Source organism: Nocardia sp. NPDC127579, from assembly GCF_042672005.1.
GTDB lineage: Bacteria > Actinomycetota > Actinomycetes > Mycobacteriales > Mycobacteriaceae > Nocardia.
Genome location: NZ_JBHXVZ010000002.1, coordinates 397,075 through 420,931, shown reverse-complemented (window position 1 = coordinate 420,931; position 23,857 = coordinate 397,075). Strand labels below are relative to the sequence as shown.

Sequence of the window (23,857 nt, the reverse complement as noted above, 5' to 3'; positions counted from 1 at the left end):
GGCCGGGCCCGTGGGAGCGGGCCCGGCCGGGCAGTCAGTGGCTGACGGATTCCGGCTTCGCCAGTTTGTCCATCGGCGGCCCGGCGCTGCGGCTGTGGCTGACGAACAGGGCGGCGGCGACCACGCCGATCAGCAGGATGCAGGCCGGGAGCAGCATGGATTCGCCCAGGGCGGTGCTGAATTCGTCACGGATCTGGTCCGGGATGGACTGGCCGGAGCCCTCGCCGATGGGCGCGCCGCCGCTCAGTCCGTTGGCGCTGAGCCGGGCCGCGATGAGCGCGCTGATCGCGGCGCTGCCGAGCACCGAACCCACCTGGCGGGTGGTGTTGTAGATGCCCGCGCCCGCACCGGCCTGATGCACCGGCAGATTGTGGGTGGCAGTGGCGGCCAGTGGGCCCCAGACGCACGCGTTGGCGATACCGGCGAGCAGGGCCGCCGCGAGGAACCACAGGATCGAGGAATCCGGCGCCATCAGCACGGCCCACCAGAACACCGCCACCGCGAACAGCGCGAAGCCGAGGGTCGGGAGCACGCGCGGTGCGATCTTGTCGGAGAACTTGCCGACGAACGGCGACAGCACCCCGGTTACGATCGCCATCGGCGCGAAGACCAGCGCCGATTTGGTCGGCGACATGTCCCGCACCGCCTGCAGATAGAAGTAGGCGGGCACCATCAGCGATGTGACGGCCGCGCCCATGGCCGCGATGGCCAGCGACGACAGCGCGAAATTGCGGTCTTTGAACAGCCCGAGCGGCATCAGCGGCTCGTCGGTATTGCGCGCCTGGTTCACCACGAACAGGACCAGGAAGGCCAGGCCCGCGGCGATCATCAGCCAGATCCGTGCCGACCAGTCGTGGGTATTGCCCTCCTGCAAACCGAAGACCAGCAGGAACAGGCCGACACCGCTGAGCACGATGCCCGGGATGTCGTAGCGGTGCTCGTGCGTCTCCAGTGTCGGCACCAGCCACACCACCAGCACGAACGCGAGCACACCGACCGGCACATTGACGATGAAGATCCATTCCCAGCCGAGCGAATCGATCAGCACGCCACCGAGGATCGGGCCGACCAGCGTCGCCAGCCCCGCCACGCCGCCCCACAGGCCCATGGCCGCGCCGCGTTTGTCCGGCGCGAAGGTGCGGGTGATCACCGCCATGGTCTGCGGCGTCATCATGGCGGCGCCCAGTCCCTGCACGGCCCGCCAGGCGATCAGCTGGGCGATGGTCCCCGACAGACCGCATCCCAGCGAGGCGGCGGTGAAGACCACCAGGCCGATCAGGTAGATGTTCTTGGGGCCGAAGCGATCACCGAGCCGCCCGGTGACCAGCAGCGGCACGGCGTAGGTGAGCAGGTAGGCACTGGTCACCCAGATCACCTGGGAGACATCGGCGTGCAGGCCCTGCATGATCGCCGGGTTGGCCACCGCGACGATCGTCATATCGAGCAGGATCATGAAGAACCCGACAACCAGCGCGCCCAGCGCTAGCCACGGATTACGTTGTGTCGGCATAGGTTTCGCTCCAATCAGCGGGAAAGTTTGAGCCGTCGGGCGGCGGCGGCCGAGCGGCGGGGCACCGGGGGCAATTCGTCGTAGGCGACTTCGCTTCCGGGCCAGGCTTGTTCGGGTTCGGTGCGGCGTTCCCCGGTCAGGTCGTCGAATTGCTCCCATTCGAGTTCGCCGCTCTCCAGATCGGCAGCGAAGGCGTTGATCCAGGCGACCTCGGCGCCGAGCGTGGTCTGCAGGTACTGCAAGGTCAGCCAGTACCGGCGCGGTACACCGCGCTCCTGGGCCCACGCGGCCATCTGGGCCAGGTCGGCCAGGTCGGCTTCCAGATGGTCGAGGCGTTCGCGCAGCAAGCCGAGCAGGCAGTCGGCGGGCAGATTGTGCGCTTCGGCCAGCGCTACCGGGAAGGCCGGGTACTCCGCGCCGGGCGTTCGGATGATTTCGGAGATCCTGGCGCGCATGGCTTTTCGGCCGCGGTCGGTGATCCGGTAGATCGTGCGTTCCGGGCGGTTGCCCGCCCGGTCGACTCCCTCGGCCCGCACCAGTTCCTGCTCGGCCAGCCGCGCCACCGTGTGATAGAGCGAGCCGGGCCGCAGTTTCACCAGCACATCCTCGCCGCGGGCCAGCATGAGTTGATACATCTCGTAGGGATGCATCGGCCGCTCCTCCAGCAGGGCCAGCACGGCGATCGCCAAGGCCGTCAATGTGGGGCGCGCCATCGGCGCCACCTCCCCTCCTCCGAGCAGCCGGATCACGGCATGCTCCACACTGAATACTCCACACGGAATATACGGCGCGGAAGATAGCGGCGGCAAGGGCCGCCGCGCCCGACTGTGAGCGGACTTACAGCGCGTGCGCGTCCAGCCAGGCGCGAGCCGCGTCGGCCGAGCTCACCTCACCCGCGGTGATCCGCCGAACCAGCTCCACGAACTCCTCGGTGGTCAACTCGCCCCCGACATAGTTCAGCTTCTTCACGCGCACCTCGTTCAAGCTGCCCTTACGGAAAACCGGCAGGACATTTCGGGCACGCACCGCGTACTCGTCATCGGTGAGCACGGTGACGCCGCGCAGCGCATCGGCCGCCAGCCCGATCGGCGGCCCGCTCAGCACGCCGACCTGAATCCTCCCGTCCCGCAACGCTTCCAGCAACGGACCCGGCCGCATCGGCTCGACCGCCGCGAAATCTAAATCGCAGGCCGCCACCCGCACCGGACCGGCCGGAGCCAGCCACACCGGCACCGGCGCCACCGCGACGGTCCCCGCGCACCGCTCGCCCAGCTGGGCCACCGACCGCACCCCCGCCGCCGTCGAAATCAGCACGCGCGGACGCAGATCCGTTCCGTCGGCGGCATCGGCGACTACCAGCCCCTCCGGCAGGGATCCGTACAGTGCCTCTTTCACGTCATCGGGCTTGCGCGCCGTCGCACCGCTGTCGAAGAACTCGAGCAGATCGCCATTGTGCTCACCGAGCAGCGACACCGTGCCCGCGTCCAGCGCGGCCAGCGCGGCCGCGCGATCACCCAGCCCGGTCTCGACCGACACACGCAACCCGGTCCGCGCGAGCGCGCCCGCGTAGATCTGCGCAAGCAGATCCGATTCCACCGAATCACCCGCCCCGACCACATAATCCGGCCCGGGCGCGGACTCGTCCGCGCAGGACACAGCCACCGCGGCCACCGCGACCACCAGGAACCGGGCAACCATTCGCCTCGACGCGGCCAGCACCATCCGGTGACCCCAACTCTCCGTAGTGAACAGGAACATCATGCAACGGGCAGTATGGACATCCAGAATGTACCGGTGGCCTCGAGGCCGACCGTCGGCCACATGCTCGAGCACGCCTTGCCCGGAAGGACTCCCGTGAAGACCACGATCATTCCCGCCCCTCGGCGCACGTCGTCGCGGCTGGCGTTACGCGCCGCCAGACTCGTCGCCGCCGCGATGGCGCTCGCCGTCGCCATGGTCCTGTCCGCCTGCGGCAATTCCGACCCGCTCGCCAGCACGGGAAGTTGCGAGGGCGACGGACTCGTCGTCGGCTCGGCCGACTTCCAGGAATCGGAGACCGTCGCCCATATCTACGCCGAAGCGCTGCGAATCAACGGCTTCGGGGTCGACACCCGCCTGCGGATCGGCAGCCGCGAAGCCTACGTGCCCGCCCTGCGCGGCTGCTCGATCTCGGTGATCCCCGAGTACACCGGCAATCTCCTGCAATACCTGGACAAGACCGCCACCGCCGCCACTACGGCGGAGGTGAACCAGGCGCTGGCCAGCGCGCTCGGCGCGGACCTGGCCATCGCCGCGCCCGCACCGGCCGAGGATTCCGACGCGGTGGTCGTCACCAAGGCGACCGCCGAGAAGTGGAATCTGACCACCATCGCCGATCTGGCCCCGCATTCGGCCGAGGTGAAATTCGGCGCTCCCGCGGAATTCGCGGAACGCACCGGTGGACTGCCGGGCTTGAAAAAGAACTACGGCCTGGACATTCCGCGCGACAACTTCGTCCCGATCGCCGACGGCGGCGGCCCCGCCACCGTGCGCGCGCTGGTCGAAGGCCAGGTGACCGCGGCCGATATCTTCACCACCTCGCAGGCCATCCTGGAAAACAATCTGGTCGTGCTCGCCGACCCCAAGCACAACTTCCCGGCGCAGAATGTGGTGCCGCTGTTCAACGCCAAGAAGAAGTCCGACAAGGCCACCAAGGTGCTCGACGCCGTCTCGGCCAAGCTGACCACCGAGGGGCTGCTGAAGCTCAACGAGGCGGTCTCCGGCAAGACCAAGACCGAACCCAAGGCCGCCGCACTCGACTGGCTCCGCGCCCAGGGGCTGGACCGGCCGATCAGTTAGGAGTTCCGGTGTCCGATATCGAATTCCGCGGGATCGGCAAGGTCTATCCCGACGGCACGCACGCCGTCACCGACCTGGATCTGCTGATCCCGACCAGGTCGTTCACCGTGTTCGTCGGCCCGTCCGGGTGTGGCAAGACCACCTCGATGCGGATGATCAACCGGATGATCCAGCCCACCAGCGGCACGATCACGATCGACGGACAGGACATCTCGACCATCGACCCGGTGAAACTGCGGCTCGGTATCGGATACGTCATCCAGAGCGGCGGCCTGCTGCCGCACCGCACCGTACTCGACAATGTCGCGACCGTGCCGGTGCTACGCGGTGATTCGCGCAGGTCGGCCCGGGCCGCCGCGCTGGAAGTGCTCGACCGGGTCGGCCTGGACCGTGAGCTCGCGAAGCGCTATCCGGCACAGCTCTCCGGCGGTCAGCAGCAACGCGTCGGGGTGGCGCGGGCGCTGGCCGCCGATCCGCCGATCCTGCTCATGGACGAACCGTTCAGCGCCGTCGACCCGGTGGTGCGCGCCGAGCTGCAAGCCGAAATGCAAAGGCTCCAGGCGGAATTGCACAAGACCATCGTGTTCGTCACACACGACATCGACGAGGCGATCACCCTCGGCGACAAGGTCGCGGTGTTCGCCCGCGGCGGCGTCCTCCAGCAGTACGACCCGCCCCAGGAGGTATTGGCCCAGCCCGCAACGGATTTCGTCGCCGACTTCGTCGGTCATGACCGCGGCTACCGCGGGCTGTCCTTCCGTAGGGCCGACGGTGTTCCGCTGCACGAGATCCGGACCGCCACCGCCGAGCAGGTGGCGGCGCTGCGACTGGAACTCGGCGACTGGGTACTCGTGGTCGACGCCGGCGGCACACCGGTCGGCTGGGTCGACGTGACCGGCGTGGAGCGGATCCGCGCCGGCTACGACCTGGCATCCAGCATGTCGGCGGGCGGCTCGCTGTTCGCCCCGGACGGCGACCTGCGCCAGGCCATGGACGCGGCGATCTCCTCTCCCTCCGGAATCGGTGTGGCGGTGGACGACTCGGGCGCGGTACGCGGCGGCGTACTGGCCACCGAGGTGCTGGCGCTCCTGGCCGAACAGCGCGCCGCCGAGGACGCGGCCCGCAATCGGGACGCCTACGAGCACGGCCTGGCCGGGGATCCGGCGTGAAATACCTGATCGACAATTTCGGCGACATCATGGCGCTTACCCGCACCCATGTGAAGCTGGCCCTGATACCGCTGCTGATCGGGCTGGTCATCGCGATTCCGGTGGGCGCGCTGATCCGCCGCGTGCCGTGGCTGCGGAAAACCACCACGGCGATATCCAGCCTCGCCTACACCATTCCGTCGCTGGCCCTGTTCGTCATCATTCCGCCGCTGGTCGGAATATCGACGATCGATCCGCTCAATGTCATTATCGCGCTCGCGATCTATTCCACGGCCCTGTTGCTGATCGCGGTGCCCGCCGCCCTGGATTCGGTACCCGCGAGCGTGCTCGATGCGGCCGACGCCGTGGGATTCGGTCCGCTGCGCCGCACCCTGACCGTCGACATGCCGCTGGCGATTCCGGTGTTCCTGTCCAGCCTGCGAGTCATCGCGGTCACCAATATCGCCATGGTGTCGGTAGGCGCGCTGATCGGCAGCGGCGGGCTCGGTGTCCTGTTCACCCAGGGCTATCAGCGCGATTACACCGACGAGATCGTCGCGGGCATCATCGTCACGCTGGCGCTCGCGCTGCTCGTCGACCGCGTGCTGTACGCGCTCGGACGCTGGGGCACGCCGTGGGCGCGCGAGGTCAGGCCCGGCGGCTCGCGTGTCCAGCGATCGCGCCGCATGGACAGCGCGCCGACCGCGAAAGGGGCTCGCGCATGAACCTTTTCGTCGACGCCTGGCAGTACCTCACCGACGGCGCGAACTGGTCCGGGCCGACCGGCATCACCCAGCGCATCCTGGAACACCTCTGGTACAGCGTGCTCGCGATCGCCGCGTCCGCGCTCCTCGCCGTCCCGCTGGGCCTGCTCATCGGGCACACCCGGCGCGGGTCGGCACTGCTGGTCGGCTTCGCCAACGCCATGCGCGCGCTGCCCACCCTGGGCCTGCTCACCTTCCTGGTCCTGCTGCTCGGCCTGGGCCTGATCCCGCCGCTGCTGGCACTGATCACGGTCGGGGTGCCGCCGCTGCTGGCCGGGGCGTACGCCGGGATCGCCAATGTGCCCGCCGACGTCGTCGACGCCTCGCGTGCCATGGGGATGAAGGAGCGGCAGATCCTGTTCCGGGTCGAGGTGCCCAATGCGCTGCCGATCATCCTGACCGGGCTGCGCGGTGCAACCCTTCAGGTGGTCGCGACCGCGACCATCGCCGCCTACGTCAATCTCGGCGGGCTCGGCCGCTACATCTTCGACGGTATCGGGCTCTACCGGTACGACCGGGTGCTGGTCGGCGCGCTGCTGGTGGCGGTGCTGGCCATGGCGCTGGACGGGGTGCTGGCCTTCGCGGTGTGGGCCAGTGCGCCCGGCACGGGACGGCTGCGCCGCCTGCCGCTCACCGCGCCGGGTATCCTCCAGCCCGCGAACTAGATCGGCCGGGATCCAGACCGGATTCCGGTCTGGATCCCGGCCGAAAGAGTGCCGGGGAGAGTCGGCTCAGGCGACGCCCTCCGCGCGGGCGGCGGCGGCCACGGCCTCGGCGACGGCCGGGGCGACCCGCGGATCCAGCGGGCTGGGCACGATCTTCTCCGGGCCGAGCTCATCGGCGACCACGGCGGCGATCGCGTTGGCGGCGGCGATCTTCATGCCCTCGGTGATCCGGCGGGCCCCGGCGTCCAGCGCGCCCTTGAACACGCCGGGGAAGGCGAGCACATTGTTGATCTGGTTCGGGAAGTCGCTGCGCCCGGTGGCCACGATCGAGACGTACTTGCGGGCCACCTCGGGGTGGATCTCCGGATTCGGGTTGGACATGGCGAACACGATCGCCTCGGGCGCCATGGACGCGATGAGCTCCTCGGCGATCTTGCCCGCCGACAAACCCAGGAACACATCCGCGCCGGCCAGCGCCTCGGCCGGGCCGCCGGTCAGACCGCGCGGGTTGGTGCGCTGGGCGAGTTCGGCCTTCACACCGTTGAGGTCGGTGCGCTCCCGGGCCACGATGCCCTTGGAATCGAGCACGGTGACGTCCTTGACGCCCGCGGCCAGCAAGATGTTGGTGCACGCCACACCGGCGGCGCCCGCGCCGGACACCACGACCTTCAGATCGTCGATCGCCCGGCCCTGCACCTTGGCGGCATTGTTGAGCGCGGCCAGCACCACGATGGCGGTGCCGTGCTGATCGTCGTGGAAGACGGGGCAGTCCAGCGCCTCGATCAGCCGCTGCTCGATCTCGAAGCAGCGCGGTGCCGAGATGTCCTCGAGGTTGACCGCGCCGAAGGAGGGCCGCAACCGGATGACCGTCTCCACGATCTCGTCGACATCCTTGGTGTCGAGCACGATCGGGATCGAGTTGAGGTCGGCGAACTTCTTGAACAGCGCCGCCTTGCCCTCCATGACGGGCAGCGAGCCACGCGGGCCGATATCGCCCAGACCGAGCACGGCGGTGCCATCGCTGACCACGACCACCAGGCGGTCGGTCCAGGTGTACTGCTTGGCCATCGCGGCGTCCTTCGCGATCGCGAGGCTCACCTGGGCGACGCCCGGGGTGTAGGCGATCGAAAGATCGCGCTGGGTGTCCAGCGGGGCCGCGAGTTCGACCGAGAGCTTGCCGCCGAGATGGCCTGCGAAAATCTCTTCCTGGGTGATTTCGGAAAGGGCCGCAGTGGCATTCGGTGCGTCAGTCACAGATGACACGATTTCACTCCTGCTCGGGTCGGGCAATCCGGGGGGACGGTTACCGCCGGGTAATTGGTATTAGGTGCTGCATCCCGCACATCGAGTGCGCGCACCGGTACGTTTCGATCTGCCGGATATTCTTGCTTATTACCCGGCGGTATCGAAATGTGTTGTGGCGCTGATGACTCTCGGCGGTGTCCGCGGTGGCATGCGTGGTTACGCAGGCTGCCGCCTCCAGGCGCATCGCTCCCCATAAGAGGGAGCCGGAGGGTGGTCCGGACAGAACATGCTCCGGTGACTCTCGGGGTGCGACGGTGCGTCGCGCGGCGGAGATCACCGTTATTCCCGAACCCGGCGGTGGCGGAGCGGGGAATCCGCAATATTCTGCCAGCCGGTGTCACGACATGCCAAACCGGCCTGGGGTATTGCCGATGCCGCGCCATCGTTCGAGGGTAGGACGGCGGAATTACCCCTACGTAAGCGGAAACTCGCAGCCTGTCGGCCCGGTCGTGTGAGAGAACCGACGGCCGGTCGGCGGCCGCTGTGCGGACCGGCCGACCTCAGCTGGCCACGGCGGCTCCGGGATCCGCGGGCCGATCCGCCGGCTCGGCCGCGAGCTCACCGCGGACCACCGCCGACTCCTGTCCCGGCGTACGCCGGAAGCCGGTGAGCTCGGTCACCTCGCGGTCCGAGCGGACGGTGGCCAGCCCCGACAGCTGCCCCGCGCCGCGCCGAATGTCCGGGGAGACGTCGTGATCCTCGCTGTCCGGCCGGCGTCCGCGCGGGACAGGCAACCGGGCGGCCCGCACGGGTTGCACACGACTGTCCGCACCGGTGCGCACCCAGATCCGATCCAGCCCGCCCGAGGTCAGGCGTACCCGCCAATCCTGGGCCGCCCCAGGATGATCGGTCCGCCGGTGCATACCGCGGCTCTCGGTGCGGGCCAGCGCGCTGTATTTCGTCCACCGGGCGACCGCCAGCAGCGCGGCCGCCTGCCGGGCTTGCAGCCGGACCGGTCCGGCGCCACCGAGTTCCAATACCGCGCCGGGCCACAGGGCGTCGAGCTCGGCGATGCTGTCGCGCAAGCTGCCCGCGCTACGCCAGTAGCTGCGGCGCAGCGGCAGGGTGTGCTCCTGCACCAGGCCGACGACCGCCCGCGGATCGATACGCGACCGGCTGTTCAGGCCGGCGCCGGGCACCGGATGCGCCGTCGTCGGCACGCCGCGCTCCAGCGCGCACCGCGCCGCGCCCGCACCCGCCCACACCCCCGACGCGATCGCCCAGGCGCCGCCCTGCCCGCCGGCCGCATGGGCCGCACCCAGGATCGACTCCCGCGCCGCGGCATCGCCCGCCGCGTACAGCCCGTCCACCGTGGTGGCGCCGTCCGCACCGGTCAGCAGCCCGCCCGCGCCGCCGACGGTGCCGCGCAGGACCGGCCGCAGCGGCACCCGGCCGACCGAACCGGCCGCCTCCCCCGCCGACACACGACCAGCCGGAGCTGCCGCGCCCATTCGCCCGGTCGAAACCGCCGCGCCCGCACCTGACACTCGCTCAGCCGAACCGGCCGTTGCCGCCGTGGGCCCCCACCCGAACGAATCGACTGCGCCCGCCGGGCCGCCGAGATCGCCGAGCGCGCCGTAGACCCGATGGCCCAGCGCGATCACGTCGAGTGCGGCCGCGTGGTCGGTGAGCTCCGTGCCCGCGTCGTCGTAGTACTTCTCGAAGGTCACCGGTGTGCCCACCGCCGACACCAGGTCGTAGGCGCTGGAGAACTCCATGCCCGACAGCTGGGCGCCGGCTTCGGCCGCGCACAGCAGCCCGTCGCCGGTGTGGATATCGGAGCCACCGGCCAGGAAGTCGCAGCCTCCGGTCGCGAGCACGACAGCGCCCGCGCGCACGGTCCACTGCTGGTGGTCCGCCCGCAGACCGGTCGCGCCCGCGACGACTCCGTCGCGATCGACCAGCAGTTGCAGGACCGGATGGTATTCCAGGACGCGGACTCCCGCGCCGTGCAGTCGCCGACGCAGCGCGTGGAAGTAGTTCGCCCTGCCCCCGTGCCGCCCCCACGCGGCCAGTTGCCCGAGGCGGTGGCAGGTCTCGTCCAGGATCCGATGCATCTCGTCCGGGTCGCCGAGCTCGCCGCCCGAGCGATGAGCCTGCCGAATCGCCGCGTCCCGGGCGGCACCCGGCGGCACCTGCCAGGGGCGGTGTCCCCAGGCGGCCGACGCGATACCGACGCGCTGCTTGTCCACCAGCACGACGCGGACGCCCAGCGCGGCGGCCGAGACGGCGGCCCAGGCTCCGGCGGGGCCTCCGCCGAGAACCAGTACGTCCGTCTCGATCGCACTCACAGATCAAATATTCGGGCACAATTCACCGGCCCGCAACCCGACCGGATAACTATTCCGCGTTTATCAGGACCACCACTGAGTCCACAGCAATAAACCGCAGACGATAAAAACAACCATCGATCCGGATATCGCGGCAAAACCCCGACGCCGGTCCGCGAAAAGCTGTGCGGAAATAGCGACGACCGAACTACCCAGATGCCAGACGACGGATTCCCCACCCGGACCGGGAAATCCGCGCCGGGCGCCGATGAACGCGGTCGCGAGCACCACCAGGGTCAGCACCACGGTGCCCGCGGCCACCATGCCGCTCAGCCCGCGCAGCGGCTTCATCGAGATATCACCGGTACGCCGCCGGCCTTGCCGACGAGGAGTTCCAATTGCGCCGGATCGGTGCCGAACTCGCCGAGCCGGATCGTCTTGTTGCTGCCGTGGTAGTCCGAGGAGCCCGTGGTGAGCAGATCGAGTTCGGCCGCGAGATCGCTCAGGATCGCCCGGTCGGCCGCGCTGTGGTCGGGATGATCGACCTCGAGCCCGCCCAGACCATGCCCGGCCAGGTCGCGAATCTCGTCGATGGCCAGCATGCGGCCACGCTTGCGGGCGCGGGCGTGCGCGAGGACGCTCACGCCCCCCGCGGCGGCGATCATCTCCACCGCGCGACGCAGTGGCGTGTCCGCCTTCTCCGCGTAGTAGCGACCGTGCGGTGCGAGCAGATCGGTGAACGCGGCGTCCACGGTCGGAACCACACCGGCCGCCACCAGAGCGCGAGCCAGATGCGGGCGCCCGGCCGACGGGCCGGCCGAGGCCAGTACCGCGTCCGGGTCGACGGGCAGACCGTCGGCCGCCATCCGCTCGGCCATGGCACGCAACCGCTCCACCCGCTCGGCGCGCAGCCGTTCGCGCTCCTCGGCGAAACTGCTGTCGGTCGGGTCGAACAGGTAGGCCAGCAGGTGCACGGGCACCGGCCAGCCGTCCTCGCCGAGACCGACGCACGACATCTCCATACCGCGCACCAGGGTCAGGCCCGCGGGCAGCGCCTCGACGGCCTCGGCCCAGCCGGCGGTGGTGTCGTGGTCGGTCAGCGCCACGACGTCGAGACCGGCCGCCGCGGCATTGCGCACGAGTTCGGCGGGGGTGTCGGTGCCGTCGGAGGCGGTCGAGTGGGTGTGGAGGTCGATGCGCACTCTTCAGTCATACAGTGCGGTGGGTACTTCCATGATCATCGGTATCCGGCTGTTACCTGCGTAGCATCGGGCGCGTGCCGTCGATCCCGCCGCTGCCCTCGTTCCGGAATCAGTCGCGTACCGCGGTGCCGCGGCCGCGCATTCCGGTGCCGACGGCCCGCGCGGTGGTCGACTGCGGCGTCTACATCGACGGGCAACGCCTGCCGGGCCGGTTCACCCATCAGGCGGCGCTGGCCGAAGTGCGCTCCCGCGCAGCGGGATTCGTCTGGATCGGCCTGCACCATCCGGACCAGGCCCAGATGGCCGATATCGCCGAGACCTTCGGCCTGCACCCGCTGGCCGTCGAGGACGCGGTGCACGCGCGGCAGCGACCCAAACTGGAACGCTACGACGACACCCTGTTCCTGGTGCTGCGCACCGTGCGCTACGTACCGCACGAGATCGACGCGGTCAGCGAGATCGTGGAGACCGGCGAGATCATGGTGTTCACCGGACCAGATTTCGTGGTCACCGTGCGCCATGGCGAACACGGCGGACTGACCGGCGTTCGAAGCGCGTTGGAGGCCGAGCCCGACCTGCTGAGGCTCGGGCCGGGCTCGGTGCTGCACACCATCGCCGACCACATCGTGGATTCCTACATCGAGGTCGCCGACTCGGTCGAAAACGATATCGACGAGATGGAGGAACACGTCTTCACACCGCGCAACCTGATCACCATCGAGGCGATCTACCAGCTCAAGCGCGAGGTCGTGGAACTGCGGCGCGCGGTGGCCCCGCTCCAGACACCTTTGCAGCAGCTCAGCCAGAACCCGGACCTGCCGCTGCCCAAGGAGATCCGGCGCTACATGCGCGATGTCGCCGACCATCACACCGCGGTCTTCGAGCGCATCGCCGACTTCGACGAATCACTGAGCGAACTGGTCAGCGCGGCGCTCGCCAAGATCGGCGTGCAGCAGAACACCGATATGCGCAAGATCTCGGCCTGGGTGGCGATCGCCGCCTGGCCCACCATGATCGCGGGCATCTACGGCATGAACTTCGATCTGATGCCGGAACTGAAGCAGCCGTGGGGTTATCCGGCGGTCTGGAGCGTCATCGTGCTCGGATGCACGGCCATCTACGTCAACTTCCGCCGGCACAACTGGCTCTGAGAACTACAGGGACGCCGCGCCCCGCGCCGGATCGCGTGTATCGATACCCGCCTCGGACCACGCCTCCCGCAGCGCCTGCGCCCCGCGCACCCGCACCCAGGCCGCCTCGGTCGCGGTGACCGGGGTGACCGTCAGATAACGCACCGGTTCGGCGGGCTCGGGCAGCGCCACCTCGGGAATCTCGCTGGCGCCCAGCAGCACCGCGGTGAACGGGGCATTCGCCCACAGCGACTCGCCCAGGTCCAGCAGCGCATCCGGTTGCAGGACCACGCCTTCCACGGCGGGCGTCGCAGCCAGCACGCCGAGCGCGCGAGCCAGCCCCGACGCCGCACCGGCACCCGCACGCAAGGTCAGTATGAGTTCGGCGCGCGGACCGCGCACCGGATCGGCCAGTACATCGCCGGGATCACCCATGGGCGTGCGGGATCCGCCCAGCGTCGCGTAATGGACCAGATCACCGTCGACGATCCGCAGGATCTCGATCGGCTCCACGCCGAGAAAAGTCACCGAGGCCGAATCCACACCGGCCGCGTCCACCCCGAAATGCCCGAGCACCCCCGCCCGGACCTGCTGCACCACGTCCATGCTCAGATAGCCAACCGCGCCAGCATGTCCCGCGCCTGCTCGGCCGACTTCGGATCGCACAGCACGTCGTAGCGCCCGGCCACCAACTGCATGGTGGAGGCGAAATCGCGCTGGCCCTTGGTCGCGGCGTACGGGATCGCCGTGGTGATCAGACCGAAGATGATGCCGCCGATCAGGCCGACCGCCAGCGGCGCCAGCGAACTCTTGTCCTCAGGAGTGAACAGGCTCAGCAGCAGGCCGATGAACAGACCGAGCCACGCGCCCGAGGCGATACCGCCGCCGATCACCTTGCCCCAGGTGAGCCGGTAGAGCACCCGCTCGACCTGCATCAGATCGACGCCGACGATGGTCACGTCACCCACCGAGAAGTTGTTGTCGGCCAGGTAGTCGACGGCCTTCTGCGCCTCGGCGTAGGTCGGATAGGAGCCGACCGGCCAGCCCGACGGCGGCGTCGGCAGGCCCTGAGCGCGGCGGTTCGCGTTCCCCAAGGGATTCGTCATATGTCCATTCTGCGCGAAACGCGGCGCTGCTAGGTGGACCGGGTCATCCCGGCCGCGCGCCCCTTCTCCGCGATCACCTGTGCCATCTTCGCGCTGGCCTCATCGATCATCTCGTCGCCGAGCATGACCGCGCCGCGCGCACCGCCCTCGGCCGAGGTGTGGAAGGCGTACGCTGCCAGGATCTCCTCGGCCCGGTCGTAGTCGGCCTGGCGCGGGCTGAAGATCTCGTTGCAGGCCTCGACCTGTCCGGGATGCAGCACCCATTTGCCGTCGAAACCGAGCGCGGCGGTGCGCGCCGCGGCCCGCCGGAAACCGTCCACATCGCGAATTTGCAGGTACGGGCCGTCGATGGCCTGCAAGCCGTGTGCGCGGGCGGTGAGCAGGATGGTCATCAGGATGTGGTGGTAGGCGTCGCCGGTGTCGTACCCCTCGGGCTGCTCCCCGACCACCAGGGTGCGCATATTGATACTGGCCATGAAATCCGCCGGGCCGAACACCAGCGCCCGCACCCGCGGACTGGCCGTGGCGATCGCGTCGATGGCGCGCAGCCCCTGGGCGTTCTCGATCTGCGGTTCGATGCCGATCCGGCCGAGCTCCAGGCCCTGTGCCAGCTCCAGCTGGGTGAGCAGCAGATCCAATGCCCGGACCTGTCCGGCGTCGGTCACCTTCGGCAGCAGGATCGCGTCCAGCCGCGCGCCCGCGCCCTCCACGACGGTGATCACATCGGCGTAGGTCCACTGCGTGGTCCAGTCGTTGACCCGGACCACCCGCAGCTGGGACCCCCAGCCCGAATCCTGAAGCGCCGCCACGATATTGGCCCGGGCCTGGGCTTTGGCGACCGGCGCGACCGCGTCCTCCAGGTCCAGGAACACCTCGTCGACCGGCAGCTCCTTGGCCTTCTCGATCATCTTCGGATTGCTTCCCGGCACGGCGAGCACGGAACGGCGGGGCTTCATCAGATCTCCTCTCGGGGCTCGTGGCGTGATACGGGACGGGGCCGCGAACCCTTAGCCTGGCAAGCATGGCAGCAACCAGGGTGTACGTCGCCAGGCTCTCCGGCCTGGTGGTGCTGGGACCGGACGGGGAGTCTATCGGCCGGATCCGCGACGTGGTCGTGGCCATCCGCTACGACCGGCAACAGCCCAGGGTGCACGGCCTGGTCGTCGAATTGCCCACCCGCCGCCGCATTTTCGTGCCGATGCTGCGGGTGACCGGTGTCGAACCGGGCGTGGTGACACTCAATACCGGCACGGTCAGCCTGCGCCGGTTCGCGCAACGGGCCGGCGAACTGCTGGCCCTGGCCCAGATCGTGGACTCGGCGGTCCGGGTGGACGACCCCGACCTGCCGGACCTGGCCGACGTGGACGTCTTCGTCGTCGACCTGGCCATCGAGCAGTCCAGAACCCGTGACTGGCTGGTGGCGCGGATCGCGGTGCGCGGGCACCGCCGGATCGGCCGCCGCCGCACCGTGCACGTGGTCGACTGGTCCCGGGTCAGCGGGCTGACGCCGTACGAGGTGGGCCGCCCGGGGCAGGACGTCACCCAGCTGCTGGCCCAGTTCGAGGGCATGCGCGCCCCCGACGTCGCGCATCTGCTGCGCGAGCTACCCGAGAAGCGCCGCATCGAGGTCGCCGAGGCACTCGACGACGAGCGCCTCGCCGATGTGGTGCAGGAGCTACCCGACGACGACCAGGTCGACCTGCTCGGCCATCTCGAGGTCGGCCGCGCCGCCGACGTGCTCGAGGCCATGGACCCCGACGACGCCGCCGACCTGCTGGGCGAACTGTCCACCGGCGAACGCGAATCGCTGCTCGCGCTGATGGACCCGGAGGAATCCGAACCGGTCCGCCGGCTGCTCGAGCACTCCCCCGACACCGCGGGCGGTCTGATGACCCCGAAGCCGGTGGTCCTGACCCCGGCCACCACCGTCGCCGAAGCCCTTGCCCGCGTGCGCAACCCGGACCTGACGCCCGCGCTGGCCTCGATGGTGTTCGTGGTGCGTCCGCCGACCGCCACCCCGACCGGCCGCTATCTGGGCTGTGTACACATCCAGCAGTTATTGCGCGAACCTCCGGCACACCTGGTCGGCGGCATCGTGGACTCGGATCTGTCCCCGCTGCGGCCGGAGCTGCCGCTGGCCGCGGTCACCCGCTATTTCGCCACCTACAACCTGGTGTGCGGTCCGGTGGTGGACGCGGAGAATCATCTGCTCGGCGCGGTCAGCGTCGACGACGTGCTCGATCATCTGCTGCCCGAGGACTGGCGCGACGAGGAGCAGCCGCACGCGGAGGTCCGCATCGATGACTGAGAAGCGCCCCGCCGAGAAGATCTCGGCCCGGCAGCGTTTGGAAACCCCCCTGGAGTCGCGGTTCCGGTTCGACTGGGACGCGGAGGCTTTGGCGCGCAGCAGCGAGCGGGTCGCCCGATTCCTGGGCACCGGACGGTATCTGGCGTTGCAGACGATCGTGGTCATCGTCTGGATCGTGCTGAATATCTTCGTGGTGGCGCTGCGCTGGGATCCCTATCCGTTCATCCTGCTGAACCTGGCGTTCTCCACTCAGGCCGCCTATGCCGCGCCGCTGATCCTGCTGGCCCAGAACCGCCAGGACAATCGGGACCGAGTCGCGTTGGAGGAGGACCGGACTCGGGCCGCGCAGACCAAGGCCGATACCGAGTTCCTGGCGCGGGAGCTGGCGGCGCTGCGGATCGCGGTGGGCGAGGTCGCCACCCGCGACTATCTGCGCCGCGAGCTCGAGGAGATGCGCGAGGTGCTGGATCGGATCGAGTCGGCCGCGGGAACGGCCGATTCCGAACCGCCGGGTAAGACACGCCGCAAGAAATCATCCGGCAAAAAGCAGGCCCAGGGCCCGATTTCAACGCCTGTTGCTGACGATTGACCGGAAATGTGCACTGGATCACCTGACCGGTGGGTAACCTTGAGACCGTTGTCCCGAGGGGCGGGCGGGCAGGGGATGGCCCGGCCTCGCTCCCACCGACGTAGAGGATTGGTGTGGCCGAATGCGCAGATCTGCCCCAATAACCGTGTCGGCCCTGGTCGCCGCGGGTCTCGTCGCCACCGGCTCGACTGTTCACACCACCACCGATACCGCTCCGCCCACCGCGCCCGAAGCACTACTGGCCACATCCAAGGGCTTGGGCAACACCGCGGCCACCGACGCTGCGGCACAACTGTCCCGGACGGTTGGCCTGCTTCCGGTGGCCCCGGAAACTCCTCGCAAACTGACAGCAATGACTCCGCCCGGCGACGGCAACGCGTCCTACCCGGGTCTGGTCCCACTGCGCGACATCTCCCTACCCGCGACCGGGGGCGCCCTGGGCATTCCCGAGATCGTGCTCGCCGCGTACCGCAATGCCGAACTGGCGCTGGAATCCTCGACACCGGGCTGCGGCCTGCCCTGGAACCTGCTCGCCGGGATCGGCCGGATCGAATCAGGGCACGCCAGCAGCGGCCGCACCGACGCCGCGGGCACCACCGTCACCCCGATCTTCGGGCCCGCCCTGGACGGCACCCTGCCGGGCAACGAGATCATCAAGGCCGCCGACGGCGGCTACGTGCGCGCACTCGGCCCGATGCAGTTCCTGCCCGGCACCTGGACCAACTACGCCGCCGACGGCAACGGTGACGGCGTCTCCGATCCGCACAATGTCTTCGACGCCGCGCTGGCCGCAGGCAAATACCTGTGCTCGGGCGGCCTGAATCTGCGCGACCCACAACAGGAATTGCGCGCGGTGCTGCGCTACAACAACTCGATGTCCTACGCCGCCAATGTGCTGAGCTGGTCCACGGCCTACCGCACCGGCGGATCGCCGAGCCAGGTGCCGATCTCGCCCGGGCTGATCGCGCCCGGCAGTCCGCGCCCCGCACCCGACATGATGGCCGTCAACCGGCCACCGTCGAGCACCGAGCAGCAGCCCACCGAGGCTCCCACCGCGCCGCCCGCGCCCCGCCCGACCGAGGTGATGATCCAACTGCCCGGCCTGCCGCCGATCCCGTGCGGCATCTTCTGTCCGCCGCCGCCTCCGGATCCCTGTGTGGTGCAGGCGGTTCCGGCGCCGATGGCACGGCCGGTCGAGGAAGCGGTGAACCCGAACCCGCCGAAGACCTACGGCGCGGCCGCACCCGAGGCCGCCGAGCCGGGCGCCGCCGAACCCGTCGACACCGCGCCGAAACCGCCGGTGTGCGCGCCCGCGAATCCCGATATCCAGGCCGCGCCCGCCGCGCCGGAGCCGCCGGCGCAACCGCCGCAGCCGGAGGTCGCCACCACTCCGGAACCGGAGGCACCGCCCGCCGCGGACGCGCCCGCGCCGGTACCGCCGCCCGCGATCACGCTGCCGTTCAACATCGTTATCCCGTTGCCACCGGCCTGATTCCAAACATAAACACAGGTCACGAAGCAGTAACAAAAAGGTCTCGAATGCGGTAACCTCAAGGGGTCCACAACAGCTCGCCGCTGCCAGGAGGATCACCGCACGTGGGGCGTCACCGTAAGCAATCGCCTGCGACCGTCAGGCGCAGCTCCGTACTCGCACTAACCGGCTTGGTTCCGGCCGGATTCATGGCAGTCGGAGCCGCCTCCGATCTGGACACCGGGGAAATCGCAGCCATCCAGCAGTTCAACGAGGGTGAGCTGAACCCGTTCACCGCCAAACCGGCCGAAGATCCAGCCGATCAGGTGCACGCCGTGGCCAAGCAGGGTCACAAGTCGCCGCCGGTGGTGAAAACCGTTGCGCTGCCCGAGAACCGGGAGAAGTCGACACTGCCCGCGCAGAGCGGCGTCCCCGGCGTGGCCATCGCGGCCTACCAGAACGCCGAGGAGATCCTGCACACGGAGAATCCGACCTGCAATATGGGCTGGTCCATGCTGGCCGGCATCGGGCGCGTCGAATCGACGCACGCGTTCGGCGGCAAGGCCGACGCCGAGGGCAACGCGCTCAGCCCCGTCTACGGGCCGGTGCTCGACGGCAGCCTCTACGGCAACAACGTCATCTACGACAGCGACGGCGGTGAACTCGACGGGCTCGGCGGCTACGACCGCGCCATCGGCCCGATGCAGTTCCTCCCCGAGACCTGGAAGCGCTACGCCGCCGACGGCAACAACGACGGCATCGCCGATCCGCAGAACCTCTACGACGCCGCGCTCACCGCGGGCAAGTACCTGTGCTCGGGCGGCCTGAACATGCGCGACCTGGGACAGCAGACCCGCGCCATCCTCCGCTACAACAACTCCATGGCCTATGTGGCCAATGTCATGGCCTGGGCCAACTCCTACAACACGGGCATCGCGCCGAAGCCCGCGGAGCTGCCGAAAATCTAGGCCGCCTAAAATTCACTGTTATGCCAGTGTTTACGGAAGCGGATGTGCGGGGTGCGCTCGCGAAGGTCGACGACCCGGAGATCCGCAAGCCGATCACCGAACTGGGCATGGTGAAGAGCATCGCGATCGATGCCGACAGCAATGTCCATATCGAGGTCTACCTGACCACCGCGGGTTGCCCGCTGCGCACCGAGATCACCCAGCGGGTGAGCAAAGCCGTCGCGGACGTGCCCGGCGTCGGCGCGGTCACGGTCGAACTCGACGTCATGGACGACGAGCAGCGCACCGCCCTGCGCAAACAGCTGCGCGGCGACTCCGCCGACCCGGTCATCCCCTTCGCCCAGCCCGGTTCGCTCACCCGCGTGTACGCGGTCGCCTCCGGTAAGGGCGGCGTCGGCAAGTCCAGCGTCACCGTCAATCTCGCGGCGGCCATGGCCGCGCGCGGGCTCTCGGTCGGCGTGCTCGACGCCGATATCTACGGCCACTCGGTGCCCCGCATGCTCGGCACCGACCAGCGCCCGACCCAGGTCGAGCGCATGATCATGCCGCCGATCGCGCACGAGGTGAAGGTCATCTCGATCGCCATGTTCACCCAGGGCAACACCCCCGTGGTGTGGCGCGGGCCGATGCTGCACCGCGCGTTGCAGCAGTTCCTGGCCGATGTCTTCTGGGGCGACCTGGACATCCTGCTGCTCGACCTGCCGCCGGGCACCGGTGACGTGGCCATCTCGATCGCCCAGCTGATCCCCAATGCGGAGATCCTGGTCGTCACCACGCCGCAGGCCGCGGCCGCGGAGGTGGCCGAGCGCGCGGGTTCGATCGCGTTGCAGACCCGGCAGCGGATCGCGGGCGTCGTGGAGAACATGTCCTGGATGGACCTGCCCGACGGTTCCCGGATGGAGCTCTACGGCTCCGGCGGCGGTCAGACTGTTGCCGACAATCTCACCCGCGCGGTCGGCGCACAGGTGCCCCTGCTCGGACAGATCCCGATCGAGCAGGAGCTGCGCGAAGCCGGCGACGAGGGCACACCCATCGTGCTGCGCGATCCGGAGAGCCCCGCGGCCAAGGCGCTGCTCGAGGTCGCCGACAAACTGGCGGTCCGCCGACGCGGTCTGGCCGGCATGTCGCTCGGCATCGACACCACTCGCCACCTGTAGGCCGAGCGCGAGGTCTGTTTTCCGCCGGGGCGAGCTATGACAGCTGTCCCACCCACCCGATAACCGCCCACCCGTCGCCCGACCGCCACCCCTCACGGAGACGCTGACGCGCCGCTAATCTCATTTGCATGCTCACCCTGCTTCTCTACGTGCTGATCGTCGGCCTGGTGGCCGCCGTCCTGTTCCTATTGGCGAGCGCGGTGTTCGGGCGCGGGGAGGAACTCGGGCCGCTCCCGGAGGGCACCACCGCCACGGTGCTGCCCGCCGAGGGGATCACCGGGACCGATGTGCGGGCGCTACGGTTCCAGCAGGTGGTGCGCGGATACAAGGCCGGTGAGGTGGATTGGGCGCTGGCCCGGCTGGCCGCGCGGATCGATGAATTACAGACGGAGCTGGCGCGTGCACGGGGCCAGCAGCCGATACCGGGCGAACTGTCCCCGCAGCCCGGCGCCACGCCTCCGGTGCCGGTGCCGTTTCCCGAAGTCGGCGCCTACGGCTACCAGCCCGCGTCCCCGGACCAGCCCCGCGACCCCCGGTGACCGCCACCGACGAGCTGATCCGCTGCGGCTGGTCGGAGGGCTCGCAGCTGTATCGCGACTACCACGATCAGGAGTGGGGCAAGCCGGTACACGGCGACGACGCCCTGTTCGAGCGGATGTGCCTGGAGGCATTCCAGTCGGGACTGTCCTGGATCACCATCCTGCGTAAGCGGCCCGCCTTCCGCGCCGCCTTCGCCGGTTTCGAGATCGCCCGGGTGGCCGAGTTCACCGATGCGGACACCACCCGATTGCTCGCCGACGCGGGCATTGTGCGCAACCGGCTCAAGATCGACGCGGTGATCGCCAACGCCAGGGTTGCCGGCGATCTCGACATCGGCCTGGACGAGTTGCTCTGGTCCTTTGCACCGCCGCCGCGGCCCCGCCCGCGCACGCTCGCCGACGTGCCCGCCACCACACCCGAATCCGTCGCTCTGGCAAAAGAATTGAAGCGCCGCGGCTTCCGTTTCGTCGGCCCGACCACCGCCTACGCGCTGATGCAGGCGACCGGAATGGTCGACGACCATCTCACCGATTGCTGGGTGAAACGTGACGTGCCCGACAGTGCTCCGGGGGTCACATTTCGAACTCAGGTATCCGTCCACAACGGCGATAGGGAAGAATAGGTGCGGTGTAGCTCGCCAAATGCCGGCGGGCTACCTGGTTGGTGACAACTGGAGTTCCAAGAAAGTGCGCAGGAATACCGCGCAGATCTGGAGGGAGCAGAGGATGGCGGCCATGAAGCCCCGCACCGGGGACGGTCCCCTCGAGGCAACCAAAGAAGGGCGTGGAATCGTGATGCGGGTTCCACTCGAGGGTGGCGGGCGGCTGGTCGTCGAACTCACGCCGGATGAGGCGGCGGCGCTCGGCGACGAATTGAAGAGTGTCACCAGCTAACGGCGTACTCGCTGCACTGGCAGCCCTCCTGGCCTGCCCGAATTGCGGTCGCGGCCTGGAGCCGTCCGATCGGTCCCTGCGCTGCGGGCAGGGCCACAGCTTCGACCTGGCCAAGCAGGGCTATGTCAGTCTGCTAACCGGCGCCTCCACCAAGATGACCGGCGATACCCCGGCCATGCTGGACGCCCGTGCCGCCTTTCAGGGCGGCGGTCATTTCGCGCCGATAGCCGACGCGGTCGCCGAGGCTACCGCACCGGATGGCGTGGTGCTGGAAATCGGCGCGGGCACCGGCTACTACCTGGCCCGGCTGCTCGACGCCGCGCCCGCGGCGCACGGTATCGCCCTGGATGTGGCCAAGGCCGCTGCCCGGCGCTGTGCGCGCGCTCATCCCCGCGCGGCGGCGGTACTGGCCGATGCCTGGCGTGGCCTGCCGCTGCGCGACGATACCGCGCACCGCGCGGTGTCGGTGTTCGCCCCGCGCAATCCGGCCGAGGTGGCGCGGGTGCTGCGCGCCGACGGCCGCTTCGTCGTGGCCACGCCGACGTCTCGTCACCTGGCCGAGCTGGTCGGCCCGCTGGGCATGGTGACGGTGGACCCGGACAAGGACCGGCGGCTCGCCGAGTCGATGGCCGGGTATTTCGAGGTGCGCGACCGCACCGTGGTCGACTATTCGATGAAGCTCACCCGCGCCGATATCGGCCACGTGATCGGCATGGGCCCCTCGGCGTTCCACGACGCCGAACGAGATCTGGGCGCATTGCCCGAACGGCTCGCGGTGACCGCCTCGGTCACGGTGACAACCTACGGCAGGTGATCAAAGCTTGCGGACCAGGTCGTAGACGGCGACGGTCTGCTCGGCGATCCGGGCCCAGTCGAATTCCGCTACGGCTCGCGCCCGCCCGGCGGCACCATATCCGGCCGCCAGCGCCGCGTCACCGGCGATCTCGTTGACCGCTGCGGCCAGCCCCCGCTCGTAGGCTTCGGGCGCCTGCGGGTCGTAGTGCACCAGCCGTCCGGTGACCCCGTCGGCGACCACCTCCGGAATGCCGCCGACATCGGAGGCGACGACCGCGGTCGCGCACGCCATGGCCTCCAGGTTCACGATGCCAAGCGGCTCGTACACCGACGGGCACACGAAAACGGCCGCCGCCGCGAGAATCTGCCTGATCTGCTCGGCGGGCAGCATCTCCCGGACCCAGCAGACGGTGTCGCGGTGCCGCCGCAGTTCCTCGACGGCGGCCGCGGTCTCCAGCTCGAGTTCCCGCGTGTCCGGCGCGCCCGCGCACAGCACCAGCTGGATCTCGGGATCGAAGTGCCGGGCGGCGGCCAGCAGATGGCCGACACCTTTCTGCCGGGTGATCCGCCCGACGAAGGCCACGATCGGCCGGTCCGAGCGCACGCCCAATTCGGCCAGGATCGGCCGCGCGCCGGGCACCGGCAGTCCTGGATGCCACAGCCGGGCGTCGATGCCGTTGCGCACCACGTGCACCCGATCGGGATCGACGCCCGGGTAGGCGTCGAGCACGTCGCCGCGCATGCCATCGCTCACTGCGATGATGGCACCGGCGTTCTCGACGGCATTGCGTTCCGACCAGGACGAGAGCCGGTAGCCGCCGCCCAGCTGCTCGGCCTTCCACGGGCGGCGCGGCTCCAGCGAGTGCGCGGTGAGCACGTGCGGTATGCCGTACAGCGTGGCGGCCAGATGACCGGCCAGGCCGGTGTACCAGGTGTGCGAGTGGACCACGTCGACCTGTCCGGCGGCGTCGGCCATGCGCAGCTGCGCCGACATCATCGCCAGTGCCGGATTGGCCTGCCGCAACAGCGGATCGGGTTGGTGCACAACGGCATCGGTGCGCGAGACACCCATGCAGTGCACGGTGACATCGCACAGTCGCCGCAACCGGGCGGTGAGCTCGGTGACGTGGACACCGGCGCCGCCGTAGATCTCCGGCGGATATTCCCGGGTCAGCATCGCGACCCGAAGCCGGTCCCG

At 69.3% G+C, this 23,857-nt stretch carries 25 protein-coding genes; 14 read left to right on the top strand and 11 right to left on the bottom strand.

Going from position 1 to position 23,857, the window contains the following annotated elements; genetic code table 11:
- Positions 1-34 precede the first annotated feature (34 nt).
- The 3 genes from ACFVMC_RS09550 to ACFVMC_RS09540 all read right to left on the bottom strand — a co-directional run bounded on the left by ACFVMC_RS09550 (position 35) and on the right by ACFVMC_RS09540 (position 3,271).
- Positions 35-1,510 carry a DHA2 family efflux MFS transporter permease subunit gene (locus ACFVMC_RS09550; RefSeq protein WP_379208547.1) on the bottom strand — a complete coding sequence of 492 codons (1,476 nt, stop codon included), beginning with the start codon at positions 1,508-1,510 and terminating at the stop codon, positions 35-37.
- 14 nt (positions 1,511-1,524) lie between these two features.
- Positions 1,525-2,223 (bottom strand): PadR family transcriptional regulator, encoded by a 699-nt coding sequence (locus ACFVMC_RS09545; RefSeq protein ID WP_379208546.1) that lies wholly within the window; start codon positions 2,221-2,223, stop codon positions 1,525-1,527.
- A 124-nt stretch (positions 2,224-2,347) separates the two neighbouring features.
- The gene (locus ACFVMC_RS09540) at positions 2,348-3,271 is read right to left on the bottom strand and encodes a glycine betaine ABC transporter substrate-binding protein (protein ID WP_379208544.1); all 924 of its coding nucleotides are present in this window, start codon (positions 3,269-3,271) and stop codon (positions 2,348-2,350) included.
- 174 nt (positions 3,272-3,445) lie between these two features.
- On the opposite strand from ACFVMC_RS09540, the gene ACFVMC_RS09535 reads away from it, so the two are divergent.
- From ACFVMC_RS09535 to ACFVMC_RS09520, 4 genes are read left to right on the top strand one after another with little or no spacing between them, the layout of a single operon-like run.
- On the top strand, positions 3,446-4,348 hold the full coding sequence (locus ACFVMC_RS09535) for an ABC transporter substrate-binding protein (RefSeq protein ID WP_379209489.1): 903 nt from the start codon (positions 3,446-3,448) through the stop codon (positions 4,346-4,348).
- A gap of 8 nt (positions 4,349-4,356) precedes the next feature.
- The gene (locus ACFVMC_RS09530; RefSeq protein WP_379208542.1) at positions 4,357-5,517 is read left to right on the top strand and encodes an ABC transporter ATP-binding protein; all 1,161 of its coding nucleotides are present in this window, start codon (positions 4,357-4,359) and stop codon (positions 5,515-5,517) included.
- A complete protein-coding gene (locus ACFVMC_RS09525; protein ID WP_379208540.1) occupies positions 5,514-6,221 on the top strand; it encodes an ABC transporter permease in 708 nt (235 codons plus the stop codon). The genes ACFVMC_RS09530 and ACFVMC_RS09525 overlap by 4 nt, the downstream gene beginning before the upstream one ends.
- Complete coding sequence (locus ACFVMC_RS09520; RefSeq protein ID WP_379208538.1) at positions 6,218-6,925, top strand: ABC transporter permease; 708 nt, start codon at positions 6,218-6,220, stop codon at positions 6,923-6,925. Before ACFVMC_RS09525 ends, ACFVMC_RS09520 begins: the two co-directional genes overlap by 4 nt.
- A gap of 66 nt (positions 6,926-6,991) precedes the next feature.
- On the opposite strand, the gene ACFVMC_RS09515 is transcribed toward ACFVMC_RS09520, so the two are convergent.
- From ACFVMC_RS09515 to ACFVMC_RS09500, 4 genes are all read right to left on the bottom strand, one after another.
- Positions 6,992-8,188, bottom strand: a complete 1,197-nt coding sequence (locus ACFVMC_RS09515) for an NADP-dependent malic enzyme (RefSeq protein ID WP_379208536.1) — start codon at positions 8,186-8,188, stop codon at positions 6,992-6,994.
- 542 nt (positions 8,189-8,730) lie between these two features.
- Entirely contained in the window at positions 8,731-10,521 is a 1,791-nt protein-coding gene (locus ACFVMC_RS09510; RefSeq protein WP_379208534.1) for an FAD-binding protein, read from the bottom strand.
- Positions 10,522-10,584: 63 nt separating this feature from the next.
- Positions 10,585-10,851, bottom strand: a complete 267-nt coding sequence (locus ACFVMC_RS09505) for a hypothetical protein (protein ID WP_379208533.1) — start codon at positions 10,849-10,851, stop codon at positions 10,585-10,587.
- Positions 10,848-11,702, bottom strand: a complete 855-nt coding sequence (locus tag ACFVMC_RS09500) for a PHP domain-containing protein (protein ID WP_379208531.1) — start codon at positions 11,700-11,702, stop codon at positions 10,848-10,850. The genes ACFVMC_RS09505 and ACFVMC_RS09500 overlap by 4 nt, the downstream gene beginning before the upstream one ends.
- 74 nt (positions 11,703-11,776) lie before the next feature.
- On the opposite strand from ACFVMC_RS09500, the gene ACFVMC_RS09495 reads away from it, so the two are divergent.
- Positions 11,777-12,853, top strand: a complete 1,077-nt coding sequence (locus ACFVMC_RS09495; RefSeq protein WP_379208530.1) for a magnesium and cobalt transport protein CorA — start codon at positions 11,777-11,779, stop codon at positions 12,851-12,853.
- A 3-nt stretch (positions 12,854-12,856) separates the two neighbouring features.
- Here ACFVMC_RS09495 and ACFVMC_RS09490 read toward each other — a convergent pair whose 3' ends face one another.
- The 3 genes from ACFVMC_RS09490 to ACFVMC_RS09480 are packed head-to-tail and all read right to left on the bottom strand — an operon-like array spanning position 12,857 to position 14,894.
- Positions 12,857-13,438, bottom strand: coding sequence for a suppressor of fused domain protein (locus ACFVMC_RS09490; protein WP_379208528.1), 582 nt, complete (start codon positions 13,436-13,438; stop codon positions 12,857-12,859).
- A gap of 2 nt (positions 13,439-13,440) precedes the next feature.
- Complete coding sequence (locus tag ACFVMC_RS09485) at positions 13,441-13,938, bottom strand: general stress protein (protein WP_379208526.1); 498 nt, start codon at positions 13,936-13,938, stop codon at positions 13,441-13,443.
- 29 nt (positions 13,939-13,967) lie between these two features.
- Complete coding sequence (locus ACFVMC_RS09480; protein ID WP_379208524.1) at positions 13,968-14,894, bottom strand: HpcH/HpaI aldolase/citrate lyase family protein; 927 nt, start codon at positions 14,892-14,894, stop codon at positions 13,968-13,970.
- A gap of 65 nt (positions 14,895-14,959) precedes the next feature.
- Here ACFVMC_RS09480 and ACFVMC_RS09475 point away from each other — a divergent pair, with 65 nt between their 5' ends.
- The 9 genes from ACFVMC_RS09475 to ACFVMC_RS09435 all read left to right on the top strand — a co-directional run bounded on the left by ACFVMC_RS09475 (position 14,960) and on the right by ACFVMC_RS09435 (position 22,678).
- Positions 14,960-16,246, top strand: a complete 1,287-nt coding sequence (locus ACFVMC_RS09475) for a magnesium transporter MgtE N-terminal domain-containing protein (RefSeq protein ID WP_379208522.1) — start codon at positions 14,960-14,962, stop codon at positions 16,244-16,246.
- Positions 16,239-16,835 carry a DUF1003 domain-containing protein gene (locus ACFVMC_RS09470; protein ID WP_379208520.1) on the top strand — a complete coding sequence of 199 codons (597 nt, stop codon included), beginning with the start codon at positions 16,239-16,241 and terminating at the stop codon, positions 16,833-16,835. Before ACFVMC_RS09475 ends, ACFVMC_RS09470 begins: the two co-directional genes overlap by 8 nt.
- Before the next feature lie 121 nt (positions 16,836-16,956).
- Complete coding sequence (locus tag ACFVMC_RS09465) at positions 16,957-18,327, top strand: lytic transglycosylase domain-containing protein (RefSeq protein WP_379208518.1); 1,371 nt, start codon at positions 16,957-16,959, stop codon at positions 18,325-18,327.
- 104 nt (positions 18,328-18,431) lie between these two features.
- Entirely contained in the window at positions 18,432-19,274 is an 843-nt protein-coding gene (locus ACFVMC_RS09460) for a lytic transglycosylase domain-containing protein (protein WP_379208516.1), read from the top strand.
- A gap of 20 nt (positions 19,275-19,294) precedes the next feature.
- Entirely contained in the window at positions 19,295-20,431 is a 1,137-nt protein-coding gene (locus ACFVMC_RS09455) for an Mrp/NBP35 family ATP-binding protein (RefSeq protein ID WP_379208514.1), read from the top strand.
- Positions 20,432-20,559: 128 nt separating this feature from the next.
- Positions 20,560-20,970, top strand: coding sequence for a DivIVA domain-containing protein (locus tag ACFVMC_RS09450; protein WP_379208512.1), 411 nt, complete (start codon positions 20,560-20,562; stop codon positions 20,968-20,970).
- Complete coding sequence (locus tag ACFVMC_RS09445; protein WP_379208510.1) at positions 20,967-21,593, top strand: DNA-3-methyladenine glycosylase I; 627 nt, start codon at positions 20,967-20,969, stop codon at positions 21,591-21,593. The genes ACFVMC_RS09450 and ACFVMC_RS09445 overlap by 4 nt, the downstream gene beginning before the upstream one ends.
- Before the next feature lie 103 nt (positions 21,594-21,696).
- A complete protein-coding gene (locus tag ACFVMC_RS09440) occupies positions 21,697-21,864 on the top strand; it encodes a DUF3117 domain-containing protein (protein ID WP_011211259.1) in 168 nt (55 codons plus the stop codon).
- On the top strand, positions 21,851-22,678 hold the full coding sequence (locus tag ACFVMC_RS09435) for a putative RNA methyltransferase (RefSeq protein ID WP_379208508.1): 828 nt from the start codon (positions 21,851-21,853) through the stop codon (positions 22,676-22,678). Before ACFVMC_RS09440 ends, ACFVMC_RS09435 begins: the two co-directional genes overlap by 14 nt.
- Here the strand turns inward: ACFVMC_RS09435 and glgA are convergent, their stop codons facing one another.
- Positions 22,679-23,836 (bottom strand): glycogen synthase, encoded by a 1,158-nt coding sequence (glgA, locus tag ACFVMC_RS09430; RefSeq protein ID WP_379209487.1) that lies wholly within the window; start codon positions 23,834-23,836, stop codon positions 22,679-22,681.
- Between the last annotated feature and the right edge of the window lie 21 nt (positions 23,837-23,857).